Origin of the sequence: Nonomuraea terrae (assembly GCF_044465245.1) — a bacterium.
In the GTDB taxonomy this organism is placed as follows: domain Bacteria; phylum Actinomycetota; class Actinomycetes; order Streptosporangiales; family Streptosporangiaceae; genus Nonomuraea; species Nonomuraea terrae.
Map to the genome: position 1 here is coordinate 499,847 of NZ_JBITLL010000006.1, position 12,762 is coordinate 512,608.

Genomic DNA, 12,762 nt, shown 5'->3' on the forward strand with positions numbered 1-12,762 from the left:
CCGGTGCGCGTGCCACACCACGCGCGGGCGGGTGGCGCGTGATCGAGGAGCTCCTCCCCGGCACGGTGGTGGCGGTGGAGGCGTTCGGTGACGTGGCCGACGCGTGGCTGTTCCCCGAGGAGGAGGCGCTGGTCTCCGGGGCGGTGGCCCGGCGGCGCAGCGAGTTCGCCACCGTGCGCGCCTGCGCCAGGGCCGCGCTGCGCAGGCTGGGCGTGCCGCCGGTGCCGATCCTGCGTGGGGCGCGCGGCGCGCCCGTCTGGCCGCCGGGCGTCGTCGGCAGCATGAGCCACTGTGACGGGTACCGGGTCTGCGCCGTCGCGCGTGCCGCCGACCTGTGGACGATCGGCGTGGACGCCGAGCCCCATGAACCGCTCCCGCCGGGCGTTCTCGATGCGGTGTCCGATCCGGCGGAGCGGGCGTGGATCGACCGGCTGGCCGCCGGCGAGCCGGAGGTGTGCTGGGACCGGCTGTTGTTCAGCGCCAAGGAGTCGGTTTACAAGGCGTGGTTCCCGCTGACCGGCCGCTGGCTGGACTTCTCCGACGCCTGCCTGACCGTGGACCCGCGGCGGCGGACGTTCACCGCGGTCCTGGCGCCCGGGGGCGTCGTCACCGGGTTCACGGGCCGCTGGCTGGTGCGTGAGGGGCTCGTCCTGACGGCGATAGCCGTCGGCACCAGTGAGAGACCGTCCCGATAGGTGTAGAAATGGTTATCATTTTGCACTTATTCTGACGGGGCAGCGATGGCCCGTTGGATCGGAGATGGCGATGACCTTTGCCCGAAGCCCCCATGGTCCCCATGACACCTCCACGGTTGAGGCTGAGCTGAGCCGGATCTGGGGTGAGCTGCTCGACCTGGACCCCGAGACGATCCCGGCCGACGCCGCCTTCCTGCGGCTGGGCGGTGACTCGGTCCTGGCCGTGCGCATGGCGGCGATGGTCCGCAAGCGGATGGCGGTGGAGCTGGCGCTGGCGGACGTGACGGTGGAGATCACCTTGGCCCGGCTCGCGGACGCGGTCAGGCGGCGCAGGACCGCGGGGAACGAAGCGGCACGCGCACTGCCGGTGGAGATCGAACGCCGTGCCGACCCGTCGGCGCCGTTCCCGCTGATGCCGCTCCAGCAGGGGTACTTCGTCGGGCAGCACGACGGCTGGGAGCTGTCGTACGAGTCGGCGCACTTCTACGCGGACTTCGGGCTCGCCGGCCTGGACGGCGAGGAGGCCGCGGAGGCGTTGGAGGACGCGCTGGCGCGGCTGGCCCTGCACCAGCCGATGTTGCGGGCCAGGATCACGCCGCAGGGAGAGCAATATGTCCTGGCTCCCGACATGCCGGGCGCGATCCCACGGCCCCGGGTGTACGACCTGCGCGAAGCGGGCCCGCAGGAGGTGCGTGCGCATCTGCTGGCCGTCCGGCACGAGATGCGCACCACCGGGCCGAACCCGCTCGACGGGCCTGGCCTGGACATCCGGCTCAGCCTCCTGCCGGAAGGGCGCGGGCGGTTGCACACGGGCGAGAGCCTGCTCGTCATGGACGGCTGGTCGGCGACGTTGCTCAACCGCGAGCTGCTCACCCTGGCCGCCGACTGGAACGCCGTCCTCGCTCCGCTGGACGTCGACTTCGGCGACTACGTGACCTCGCTCGGCCGGCTGCGTGACAGCGAGCCGTACGCCGACGACCGGGACTGGTGGTGGGCGCGACTCGGTGACGTGCCCGGCCCGCCCGCGCTGCCGTTGCGCGCCGATCCGCGGGACGTGCGAGCCACCACCATGGAGACCCTGGAGAACCACCTCGCGGCGGACCGGTGGGCCGCTCTGCGCGGCCACTGCGCCGCCCGGGGTGTCACGCCGTCGGCCGCCATGCTGACCGCGTTCGGCGTAGTGCTCGCTCGGTGGGCCGGTCACCGGCGGATGCTGCTCAACTCCCTGCAGCTCAACAGATTGCCGCTGCACCCCGACATCCACCGCGTCATCGGCGCTTTCGCCACCACGATGCTGCTTCCGGTGGAGCTCGGGCAGGGCCACACGTTCGCCGATCTGGCGGGGGAGGTGCAGCGGACCTTCACCGAGTACACGGCGCACAACCTGGTCTCGGGCGTCGAGGTGTCGCGGGAGCTGGCCCGCCGGCGCGGAACCACCCGGCCGGTCGCCCCCGTGGTCTTCCAGAGCACCCTCGGCATGGACGCGGCGATCGGGGCGCAGGCCGAATCGGCCGGGCCGCTGGGCGATCTGGACTTCGAGGACTTCCACCATCAGCTCCGCACGCCGCAGGTGGCGCTGGAGGCTCGCTTCTACGAGATGCGCGACGAGCTGGTGCTCGTCTTCTCGCTGGTGGCGGAGCTCTTCCACACCGAGCAGGTGGACGCCGCCTTCGCCGATCTGCTGACGCTCGTCGAGACGCTGGCCGACGGGCCCGGCTGGGACCGGGTCGTCGACCTGCCCGCCGAGGCGGCTCGGGAAGGCATGAGCGGCCTGTCGCTGGACCGGCTGCCGGAGCACGACGCCGCACACGAGGACGGGCCGCCGGTCGACGAGCTTGAACAGCGGATCTGCGCGATCTGGGAGGAGATCCTGGGCGTTCCGGTGCTCGACCGGGCCGCGGGCTTCTTCGCCCTCGGCGGTGACTCGCTGCTGGTGGTCCGCGCCCTGGCCCGGCTGGCCAAGGAGGTGGGCGGCGCGCCCAGCGTCCGCGAGTTCCTCAACGCGCCCACGGTGGCGGGGGTGGCCGCGGCGGTACGGGCCCGGCAGGCGGACGCCCGGCGATGACGGTGATCGGCGTCCTCGGCGGCGCGGGAACCGTGGGCCGGGTGGCCGTGGACCGGCTGGCCCGCTACGGGCTCGGTGAGCTGCGCGTCGGCGGGCGCGACCTGGACCGGGTGACGGCCGTCTGCCGGGCGACGCAGGGAGCGGCCGCGCCCGTACGCGTGAACCTGCGCGATCCCCGCCTGCTTCGCGACTTCTGCGCCGGCTGCCAGGTCGTGGTCAACTGCGCCGGGCCGTCCTACCAGGTGCTCGACACCGTGGCCCGGGCCGCGGTGGCGGCCGGGGCCGACTACGTCGACGCGGCCGGGGATCTGTCGGCCGTCGAGGCCCTGGAGTCCGCCGCGCCACCGGAGCTGGGCGAGCGGGCGGCGGTGTTCTCGGCCGGGCTGATGCCGGGGCTGTCGGGGCTGCTGCCCCGCCTGCTGGCCACCGGGCCCCTGGCCAGGCTGGACGGTTACGTGGGCGGCGCCGCCCGCATCAGCGAACTGTCGGCCGTGGACGCGCTGCTGACCCGCGGCCTCCGCTTCGGCACCGCGTTGGCGGCTTGGCGCGACGGCCGCGTAGTGCCGGGCGCCCTGGCCCCGCTGCACGACGTGACGCTGCCCGGTTTCCGCGGGCGAGTGCACGCGTGGCCGTTCCTGTCGGCCGAGTTCGCCAGGCTCGCCGCCGAGCTGGACGTCACGGAGGTGCGCAACTACACGGTCTACGTCACCGACGCCATCCCGCACGCGCTGGCCGCGGCCTGGGCGGACGGCGGGCCGGTCGAGGACCACGTCCCCGCGGTCGTGGCGGCGGCCGAGGCCGACCTCGCCGCCACCGGCCCCTACTACACGCTGCTCTTCCAGACCGTGCCCGCTCCCGGAGCGGGCACGGCTCCCCGCCGGCTGCTCCTGCGCACGCCGGACTCCTATGCGTTGAGCGGTGTCGTCGCGGCCATCGCCACCGGAGAGGTGCTGGGCGGCCGGGTGAAACCGGGCGCCCGGTCGGCCGCCGAATGCCTGGACCCGGCCGGCGTGTTCGCCCGGCTGTCCGGTGACCCGCTGGTGACGCAGGCCGAGATCCTCTAGCCCCTGTGGAAGGGAACATGACAGAAGCCGAACGCGCCGAACAAGGGCACGGCTACGCCGTCAACGCCCCGTACTACGACCTGATCTCCCCTGAGGCGGCGCGGGAGGCGCTGGTCGCCGCCCTGGATCTGTTGCCGGAGAAGGCTGGGGCGGTCGCCGAGATCGGCCCCGGCACGGGCCACTTCACCGAGGCGTTGCTGGCCCGGCTCGGGCCGGACGCCGAGATCTTCGCGATCGAGCCGGCCAGGATCATGCGTGCCGCGCTGGTGACGCGGCTGGCCGGGCTGCCGGCGGCGGCCGAGCGGGTCACCGTGCTGCCGGAGGACGCCCTGACCGCGCAGGTGGACGCGCCGCTGGACGGCGTGGTGCTGTTCAACCTGGTCATGCATTTCGCTCCCGCCGACCGTGCCTGCCTGTGGAAGAAGTGGGCCGAGGCGCTGCGGCCGGGCGGAGTACTGCTGATGGAGTCGCAGTATCCGCAGACGGCGACCGCCGTCCCGCCCAGTCTGGTGCCAGGACGCCGCCTGGGACGGTATCGCTACGAGACGCTCTCGCGGGCCGACGTGGCAGGCGAGGACCTGCTGCGCTGGGTCACGACCTACCGGACCCTGCGCGGGGACGAGGTCGTCCGCGAGGAGAGTGCCGAGTTCGACTGCCACGTCGTCTCGGACGACACGCTGGCCGCCGAATTGTCGGCCGCCGGCCTTGAGCGCCACCCGGCCGCACCCGAGGGCGTCCAGGCATGGAGGCGCCCCGACCCAGGAAGGACGACATGAAGTACGACGTGATCGTGGTGGGCGGCGGCCCCGCGGGCCTGAGCGCCGCGCTGGTCTTCGGACGGCAGCGCCGGCGGGTGCTGCTGGTCGACGGGGGCAAGGTGCGCAACGCGCCGGCCGCCGAGATGCACATGTACCTGAGCCGCGACGGGTTCCCGCCCGCGCGGCTGCTGGAGCTGGGCCGATCGGAGCTGGTGACCTACCCTTCGGTGGAGATCAGGCAAGGCTCCGTGCTGTCGGCCCGGGGCAAGAAGGACGACTTCGAGGTCGAGCTCGACGGCGGTGCGGTGGAGCGGGCCCGGCGGCTGGTGCTGGCCACCGGGCAGGTGGACGAGCCGTACCCGATCGAAGGGCTGGGGGAGCGGTTCGGGCGCGGTGTCTACCACTGCCCGTTCTGCCACGGCTGGGAGACCCGCGACAGGTCCCTGGCCGTGATCACCCGGATCCCGGCGGAGACCACGCTCGCGCTGTACGTCGCCGACCGGTTCAGCGATGACGTCGTCCTGTGCACGAATGGCCCGCTGGAACTGCCCTCCTTGATCGCCGCCAAGCTTGCCGAGAAGCGCGTCCGGGTGATCGAGACGCCCATCACCCGGGTGGCCGGCGAGCCGGGAGCGCTGGAGCTGCACTTCGCCGACGGCAGCGCGCTGACCCGTCAGGACCTCTACCACCGGGCGCCCACCCGGCAGCACTCGGCGCTCGCCGCCGAGCTGGGCTGCGAGCTCAACGCCGACGGCACCGTCCGGGTGAACGAGTTGCAGGAGACCACGGTGCCGGGCGTGGCGGCGGCCGGCGACACCGCCAAACTGCCGGCCGTCCCGGACGCCCCCACGCTGGTCTCGCTGGGCGCCGCCGACGGGGTGCGTGCCGCGGTGTGGATGGACGGCGACCTGTTCCGCTCCGACCTCGGCCTGGTTCCGTCCTGACCGGGCGGGTGGCCGGAGCGATCCGGCCACCCGCGGCTCAGCCCTTGCGGGCTGCGAACAGGTGCAGCCCGGTGGTGGCGAGAGGGTGATCGTCGCCCGGAAGGGTGAACAACGGGCGCAGCCCGGCGCCTGCCAGCACGTTCAGCCATTCCTCCCGGGTGAGGAACACCCGGTCCTCGGCGTTCCGCGGGTCGCCGGGGTCCAGCCGGGTCTCGCCGGTGCGTGGCGACATGAGGAACTGCATCGAGGTCAAGATGGCGGCCATCTCCCGGCAGGTCTCCACGAAGACGAACAGACCGCCCGGCGCCAGCAACCGGCCGAGCCGGGCGACCACGTCCCGCACGTGGCGGGCGTTGTGCAACACGTTCGCCGACAACAGCACATCCTGTGATCCCGGCGGTACGTCGTGGCCGGCCGTGTTGATGTCGAAAAGGGCGAAGCGCACCCCTGGGCGTTCACCGAAGCGCTCACGGCCGAGCGACAGGAAATACTGCGACACGTCGGTGAACAGGTAGTCGACGTCCTTGCCGGTCAGTGCCCCCAGCGCGTCCACGGTCGTGCCACCGACCCCCGCGCCCAGCTCCAGCACCCGCAGCGGCCCGGCACCGCGTTCGGCCGCCCATCGCAACGTCTCCCCGACAGCGGCGTTGAGGTAGCGGTTGACGGTGTTCTCCCGGTACGCCCCATCCGCCGTGCCCGGGTCGTCGCCGGCGAACAGCAGCGCCTGCACCGGCACCTCGTCACGCAGCAGCTCGGGCAGCCGGCTCATGGCCGCCAGCAGGAACCTGGTCGTCTCCGCCGGATAGCCGATCGCGGCGCCGTCGGACTCCATGCCTCGACCGGCCGCGACGACCTCGTCCCTGCGCACCTTCCGCAACCCGTGGAAGCGGCCCTCCGCGTCACGGGCCAGCCACCCTTCCCGCGTGAGCGCTTCGAGCCAGCGGCGCAGGATCCACCGATGCCGCTCGGCAGCCTTCAGCGTGGCCGCGATCTCGTCGGCGGTGGCCCCGCCCCTGGTCAACCCGGTGGGACGCAAGGTGCACGCCATCGCCAGCAGCGCCGCCTGGTCCAGCCGGTCCAGGAATACCGGCAGCCGCGCGGCGTCCACGTCCGCGACCGCCTCGGCCGCTCGCTCGGTGGCGCGTCGCCGTACATCCGTGTCGTCCGGTGTGTCGGTCTCGACCACGATGCGCAGGTCGCGGTGGGGAAGCGATGAACGGCGCAGGAGGGCGCGGGAGATCTCCTGGAGTCTGCGGCGGGTGAACGAGGCGAACGGGTCGTGCGCCGTCCCCCCTGAGATCCCTGCCACCGGTTCGGCCGCCGCGCCCGCCGGGCTGACCACGCTCAGCATCGCCGGGTCGCGGGGGTCGGCCACCACGGCGGCCCGGGGCCCGGCGGCCGCGCGCAGGTGGGACGGCGCCACCGCCCCCTCGCGATCGGGCGCGGGCACGGCGTTGGGAATGCCATGGACGTGCACCGGCTCACCGGACAGCAGGGCCGTGAGCGTGCCCAGGCGGTCGTCGCCGGGAAGGGACGCCCACGCGACCCTCTTCGCCACCGGCGGCGGGTCGGCGTCCACACGGAGCACCGCGTCGAAGCGGTAGCGGGTGAGCTCGGTGTCGTCCGTCATGGTCTTGGGATGCACGCTCAGCCGGACCGTACGACCGCTCTCCCCGGCGACGTCCGCGGCCAGCCGGGCCAGCAGGGGCGGGTCGAACAACAACTCCTCGTCACGGGCGGCGCGGTCCGCGGCCCGCCGCGAGAGCTCGGCGCCATCGGCCGAAGGGTCGGCCGCCCGCTCCACCCACAGGGCGTAGGCGTCCAGCAGCCGGGAGTCGCGGACGTCGCCGACGATCACCGAGCCGCCCGGCGCGACCAGCCCGATCGCGTCCGCCAGCACGGACCTCAGGTAGTCCACACCCGGGAAGCACTGGGTGACGGAGTTCAGCAGCACGCAGTCGGGACGGCCGTCGGGCGCGCCGACCTCCCTCAGCGCGGCGCGGACCTCGGGCGCCGTCGCCTCGTGGGCCGCCGCGGGCACGATGGCGGTTCCGGGGCGCGCGCGGGCGCGGAGGGCGGCGACCGCGGCGGTCGAGACATCGGTGCCCACGTATCCGTCGACGTGATCGAGCAGGCGGTGCATCAGCAGCCCGGTGCCGCAGCCGAGCTCCAGGATCCAGCGCGGACCGGTGCCGAGCACCAGATCGACGGTGTGAGCGATCCACTCGCGCATGTGCGCGACCGGCAGCGGGCGGCCGGTGTCGGACGCGCGCCAGCCGGACAGGTCCAGGTCGGGGACGTGCCCGACGTCGTCCTGTGTGTACGTCCAGTCGTAGACCTCGCCCCAGTGCTCCAGGTACTCGGTGACGAGGCCGCCGGTGGGCCGTACAGCCAGCGCGGCCTGGGCGGGGCGGACGTGCAGGGAGCCGTCGGGGCCCGGCCGGGCGTCGCCGATCCAGGGGTGGGCGATCAGCGTTCTGGCCGCTTCGACGAGCGGGGATGCAGGATCAGGGTGCACGGGTGTGGTTCTCCGTTCCGATGGGATCGTGGGACAGCCGGTGGTCCGCCAGGCGCAGCACCCGATCGGCGCGGGCCGCGACCTTGCGGTCGTGCGTGACCAGCAGCACGGCCAGGCCGTCGGCGCGCAGGCGTGCCAGCAGGCGCAGCAGCCCGGCGGCGGTGACGTCGTCCAGCGCGGAGGTGATCTCGTCGGCGAGCAGCACGGCGGGGCCGGCGGCCAGCGCGCGGGCGAGCGCCACCCGCTGCAGCTGCCCGCCGGACAGCTCCCCGGGCCTGCGCGCGGCCAGCGAGGGGTCCAGCCCGACCTGCTGGAGCAATCCCGGGACCGCGGCGTACGCCCGGGTTCGGGAGAGCCCGCCCAGGACACGCGCCGGCCGGGCGAGCGCCGACGCCACGCGGTGGGCGGGATTGAGCGCGCCGGCCGGATCCTGGCCGACGAGTTGCACGTCGCGCAATGCCTCCCGGGGCCGCCGGTCCAGCGGCCAGGCGAGCGGACGCCCGCGCAACCACAGCTCGCCCGCCTCGGGAGGCAGCAGGCCGGTCAGCGCCCGCAGCAGTGCGCTCTTCCCGGCGCCGGACGCCCCGAGAACCGCCACGAGCTCGCCCGGCCACAGGGTCAGCCCGGCGCCTGCCAGCAACGTCTCGCCCCCCTGGGCCAGCCGCAGCACCCGCACCTGGAGCAGGGGCTGCTCATCCCGGCGGGGATGAGCAGCCACGGGAGCGGGGCCCGGCGCGCCGATGGTCGAGGGAGCGGTGCCGGGGGCCGCGGTGTCCGGCGCGCCGATGGTCAGGACGCGGTTGGCGACGCGGGTCACGAACTCCTCGTCGTGAGAGATCACGAGGGTCACCGACCGGCCGTCGCCCCGCCGGCGTTCGATCGCCTGGACGACCAGGTCGAGCGCGCCGGGGTCGAGTCCGCTGGTGGGCTCGTCCAGCACCAGCAGGCCCGGTTCGCCGAGCAGGGCGCGGGCGAGCGCCACCCGCTGGGCCTGGCCGCCCGACAACCGGTGGGGGCGTCGGTGCCACAGCCGGTCGGCGTCCAGGCCGAGCCCGGTCAGCATGTCCCGCACCATGGCCGACGAGCGGCGGTGGCCCTCACCGACCAGCGCGCCGAGGCCGAGCAGCGGGTTCAGGGATCCGACGGGATCCTGGTCGAGCAGGCCGACATGCGCCAGGCGCCACCGTCGCGCGTCCCGGCCGGGGCGCACCGGGCTTCCGCGCCAGGTGACGACGCCACCTGTCCTGTGCAGCCCGGGTTCGAGGATGTCGAGCGCGGCCCGGACCATCGTGGTCTTGCCGCTGCCGGAAGGGCCCACGATCGCGATGACCTCGCCGGGCCCGGCGCGCAGGCCGGCCCCTGTGACGATCTGCCGCCCGCGGTCGTCGGCCACGGTGAGCCCCACGACCTCCAGCACGGCGTCCCCACCGGTGCGTACGGCGTCCGGTCCTGGGCGGGGCAGGGTGCGTGCGCCGGGCCGGGCGCCGAGGGCGGCTGACAGCAGCATGGCCGCCAGGGCGAGCACGGTGAGCGCGGCTGCCGGGGCCACCAGGGCCGCGGGGTTGAGCGCCGCACCCGCCAGGTTCTCCCGGAGCATCGTCCCCCAGTCGGGCGCGGGAGGCTGCGGGCCCAGACCGAGCATGCCGAAGGCGGCGGCGAGCTGTAACGCCAGGACGAAACGGAGCACCACGTCGGCCGAGGCCAGCCCGGCCACCGACGGCAGGATCTCGCGCCCGAGGATCGCGACGGCCGTCTCACCCCGGCAGCGGGCCGCCTCGGCGTAACCCGTGCGGCGGGCCTGCCGTACCAGGTCGCGTACCATCCGCAGGCCAAGCGGGGCCCCGCCGCACACCGTGCCCGCGATCACCGCGGCGGGCGCGGGCAGGGCGACGGCGAGCACCAGCGCCGTCAGCATGAACGGCGAGGCCAGCAGCAGGTCGGCGAGCGCCGTCAGCCACCGCCCGGTCCGGCCGCCGGCCCATCCGGCGGCCAGTCCACCGGCCACGCCCGCGAGGCCGGCCGCCGCGGCCGCGGCCAGCGCGGTCAGGGTGAGGTCACGACCACCCGCCAGCAGCCGCGACAGCACGTCGCGTCCGGCCACGTCGGTGCCGAGCGGCCACTGCGCAGCGGGCGGTGCCCACGGCATGCCGATCGACGCGGCCGGATCATGCGGCGCGAGCGCACCGCCGCACACCGCCGCGGCCACGGCCACCGCGGCCATCCCCGCGGCCGCCACGCTACGCCGGCGCACGGACGCCTCCCCGGTCGGGATCGGACAGCGCGCTCAGCACGTCGGCGAGCGCCGACCCGGCGAGCACGACCACGGCCGCCAGCATCGCCACGGCCTGCACGACGGGGGTGTCGCGGGTGCCGATCGAGCTGACCAGAAGTTCCCCCAGCCCGGCGTAGCCGAACATCATCTCGATCACGGCCGTCGCCGCGACCAGGGCTCCCGCCGTCATGGCGAGGACCCGGACGGCGGGAGCCAGCAGGAAGGGCGCCACATGCCGCAGGGCCACCCGGTGGCGCGGCAGCCCGCGCGCCACCGCGTCCCGCACGTGCGGCCGGCGCCCGGTGTCGGCGACCGCCCCGCCGAGCAGCCCCGCGCCGAACGCGGCGGCCGGCACCGCGAGCGCCAGCGAAGGGAGCATCAACCGCTCCGCGTCGAACGGCGACGCGCCCGCGACGGGCAGCAGCGACACCGGCGGAAACCAGCCCAGCACCACCGCGAACAGGACCACCAGGCCGGTGGCGAACACCACCTGCGGGACCGCGGCCACCCCCGTCACCAGCGCCGTGAACGGCCCTCGCCATCGCGGCGAGGCCGTGCCGACCAGCCAGGCGAGCAGCAGGGTCAGTGGGACGGCCACCGCCAGCGCGCAGCCGGCCAGGGTGAGCGTGGCGGGCAGCCGTTCGGCGACGATCTGGGTGACCGGCCGGTCGGTGACGAGCGAGGTGCCCGCCTCGCCGCGGCACAGCCCCGCCAGCCACGACAGGTAGCGCTGCCAGGCGGGAAGGTGCAGCCCGAGTTCCTCACGCAGCTGCGCGAGCTGTTCGGCGCCGGCCCGGCCCCCGGTACGGCTCTGGGCCGCGTCCGAGGGCAGCAGCTCCGTCGCGCAGAACACCAGCACCGACACCACGACGAGCAGGACCAGCGCCCGCGCGACCGCCACGCCGACGACACGCGTCATCACCCGTCCAGCCGGACCCGCTCGATGAAGGCCAGGTCGAACCCGGGGCCGTCAGGCAGGCCGGAGACGCGCGACGAGGTGAGGTCGAGCCCGTCACCGACGCCCCACACCACGTACCCGCCCTCTTCGCGCAGTTCGCGCTGGAGCTCTCCTAGGTTCTCCCGCCGCCGCGCGTCGTCCTCGGTCGCCATCGCCTCGTCGTAGGCGGTGTCCCAATCCGGGCGCTGCCACGCGGTCTCGTTGGTGGGGGAGTCGCCGAGCAGGGAGACGCGGGCGACGTCGGTGAACGGGATGCCGCCGAAGAACCCGGTGTAGAAGTCGCTCTGCGCGAACACCTTCGTCCAGTAGGTGTCCGGCGGCGCGGTGGTCACCCGCACCGTGATGCCGGCCTCGCCGAGCTGTCGGGCGAACAGGGTCGCGGCGGTGTCCATCCCCGGGTAGGAGGTTGTGGTGGCCAGCTCCAGGGTCAGCCCGTCGGCGTGGCCGGCCTGCTTGAGCAGCTCCTTGGCGCGGGCGACGTCCCTCGGCCGCTGTGGCACGCCGGCCGGGCTGGAGGGGTCTGCCGGGGTCAGCAGGTCGTTGCCGATCTTCCCGTACCCGAGCAACACCTTGTCCAGCAGTTCCTGGCGGTCGGTCGCGAGTTTGATCGCCTCCCGCACGCGGGCATCGTCGAACGGCTCCCGGTCCAGCCGCATGACGAACGGGTACATGGTGACGGCCGGGCGATGCACGACCTTCAGGTTCGGGTCCTCCGAGACCTGCCGGACGGTGGCCGGGCTGACGCTGCTCGCCACATCGGCCTGACCGGAGATCACCGCTTGGGCGCGGGCCTGCGGATCGGGCACGGCCATGAGCTCTATCCGCGGCGTCGGCGGCCGCTCGCCCCACCACCGGTCGTTGCGTTCGAGCACGGCGTGCTGGGCGTTGCCGCCGGTCATCCGGTACGGGCCCGAGCCGACCACCGGCCGGTCGAAGGCGGTGGTGCCGTCGGGGATCACGAACGTGAACCACGCCAGAGCCTGCGGCACCTCGGCGTACGGCTGCACGGTGACGAGTTCGAGGGTGTGATCGTCGACCACGCGGGAGGCGTCCATGTCGAACATCTGCATCCGGCCGAAGTTCTCGGCGGCCTTGCCGGCGATGCGGCGCAGCGAGAACAGCACGTCCGCCGCCCGCACCGGCCGGCCGTCGGTGAAGGTCACGCCTTGGCGCAGCCGGATCGTCCAGGTCGTGAGCTTGTCGTCGGGTTCGAAGGCGGTGGCCAGTCGAGGCTCCATGGTGCCGTCCGGCCGGGACGTCGCCAGGACGTCGTACATCAGGGCGAAGCGGGTCAGGTCGGACTGGTTGCCGACACCGCCGTGCGGGTCGTAGATGGCGGTGGCGGGAGCGCCGACCGCGACGTACCGCAGCGTCTGGACGGTCTGGCCCGTGGGTGCCGCGGAGCCGCCGGCATCGGCGCCGCATCCGGCCGTCACCAGCGCCAGACCGAGGGCGAGGGCGCCGAGGCGCGCGGGCAGGGAGATCATC

Annotated in this window: 9 protein-coding genes; 5 read left to right on the forward strand and 4 right to left on the reverse strand. The window is 74.1% G+C overall.

Annotated features, from left to right (window positions below):
- Positions 1 to 38: 38 nt before the first annotated feature.
- The 5 genes from ACIBP6_RS31755 (at position 39) to ACIBP6_RS31775 (ending at position 5,526) form a co-directional block, all read left to right on the forward strand.
- Positions 39 to 695: a 4'-phosphopantetheinyl transferase gene (locus tag ACIBP6_RS31755; protein WP_397057521.1), complete on the forward strand. Its 657-nt coding sequence runs from the start codon at positions 39 to 41 to the stop codon at positions 693 to 695.
- A 70-nt stretch (positions 696 to 765) separates the two neighbouring features.
- Positions 766 to 2,760 carry a phosphopantetheine-binding protein gene (locus ACIBP6_RS31760; RefSeq protein WP_397057522.1) on the forward strand — a complete coding sequence of 665 codons (1,995 nt, stop codon included), beginning with the start codon at positions 766 to 768 and terminating at the stop codon, positions 2,758 to 2,760.
- Positions 2,757 to 3,824: a saccharopine dehydrogenase NADP-binding domain-containing protein gene (locus ACIBP6_RS31765; RefSeq protein WP_397057523.1), complete on the forward strand. Its 1,068-nt coding sequence runs from the start codon at positions 2,757 to 2,759 to the stop codon at positions 3,822 to 3,824. The genes ACIBP6_RS31760 and ACIBP6_RS31765 overlap by 4 nt, the downstream gene beginning before the upstream one ends.
- Before the next feature lie 17 nt (positions 3,825 to 3,841).
- Positions 3,842 to 4,600, forward strand: coding sequence for a class I SAM-dependent methyltransferase (locus ACIBP6_RS31770; protein WP_397057524.1), 759 nt, complete (start codon positions 3,842 to 3,844; stop codon positions 4,598 to 4,600).
- Positions 4,597 to 5,526 (forward strand): NAD(P)/FAD-dependent oxidoreductase, encoded by a 930-nt coding sequence (locus tag ACIBP6_RS31775; RefSeq protein WP_397057525.1) that lies wholly within the window; start codon positions 4,597 to 4,599, stop codon positions 5,524 to 5,526. The genes ACIBP6_RS31770 and ACIBP6_RS31775 overlap by 4 nt, the downstream gene beginning before the upstream one ends.
- A gap of 37 nt (positions 5,527 to 5,563) precedes the next feature.
- On the opposite strand, the gene ACIBP6_RS31780 is transcribed toward ACIBP6_RS31775, so the two are convergent.
- From ACIBP6_RS31780 to ACIBP6_RS31795, 4 genes are read right to left on the reverse strand one after another with little or no spacing between them, the layout of a single operon-like run.
- The gene (locus ACIBP6_RS31780) at positions 5,564 to 8,044 is read right to left on the reverse strand and encodes a methyltransferase (RefSeq protein ID WP_397057526.1); all 2,481 of its coding nucleotides are present in this window, start codon (positions 8,042 to 8,044) and stop codon (positions 5,564 to 5,566) included.
- Positions 8,034 to 10,295 carry an ATP-binding cassette domain-containing protein gene (locus ACIBP6_RS31785; protein ID WP_397057527.1) on the reverse strand — a complete coding sequence of 754 codons (2,262 nt, stop codon included), beginning with the start codon at positions 10,293 to 10,295 and terminating at the stop codon, positions 8,034 to 8,036. The genes ACIBP6_RS31780 and ACIBP6_RS31785 overlap by 11 nt, the downstream gene beginning before the upstream one ends.
- The gene (locus tag ACIBP6_RS31790) at positions 10,282 to 11,235 is read right to left on the reverse strand and encodes an ABC transporter permease (RefSeq protein WP_397057528.1); all 954 of its coding nucleotides are present in this window, start codon (positions 11,233 to 11,235) and stop codon (positions 10,282 to 10,284) included. Before ACIBP6_RS31790 ends, ACIBP6_RS31785 begins: the two co-directional genes overlap by 14 nt.
- Positions 11,235 to 12,761 (reverse strand): ABC transporter substrate-binding protein, encoded by a 1,527-nt coding sequence (locus tag ACIBP6_RS31795; protein ID WP_397057529.1) that lies wholly within the window; start codon positions 12,759 to 12,761, stop codon positions 11,235 to 11,237. The genes ACIBP6_RS31790 and ACIBP6_RS31795 overlap by 1 nt, the downstream gene beginning before the upstream one ends.
- Between the last annotated feature and the right edge of the window lies 1 nt (position 12,762).

Bases quoted from the DNA above. Each gene is read 5' to 3' on its own strand.
- ACIBP6_RS31760 (WP_397057522.1), top strand. From the start codon at position 766: ATGACCTTTGCCCGAAGCCCCCATGGTCCCCATGACACCTCCACGGTT.
- ACIBP6_RS31765 (WP_397057523.1), top strand. From the start codon at position 2,757: ATGACGGTGATCGGCGTCCTCGGCGGCGCGGGAACCGTGGGCCGGGTG.
- ACIBP6_RS31770 (WP_397057524.1), top strand. From the start codon at position 3,842: ATGACAGAAGCCGAACGCGCCGAACAAGGGCACGGCTACGCCGTCAAC.
- ACIBP6_RS31775 (WP_397057525.1), top strand. From the start codon at position 4,597: ATGAAGTACGACGTGATCGTGGTGGGCGGCGGCCCCGCGGGCCTGAGC.
- ACIBP6_RS31790 (WP_397057528.1), bottom strand. From the start codon at position 11,235: ATGACGCGTGTCGTCGGCGTGGCGGTCGCGCGGGCGCTGGTCCTGCTC.
- ACIBP6_RS31795 (WP_397057529.1), bottom strand. From the start codon at position 12,761: ATGATCTCCCTGCCCGCGCGCCTCGGCGCCCTCGCCCTCGGTCTGGCG.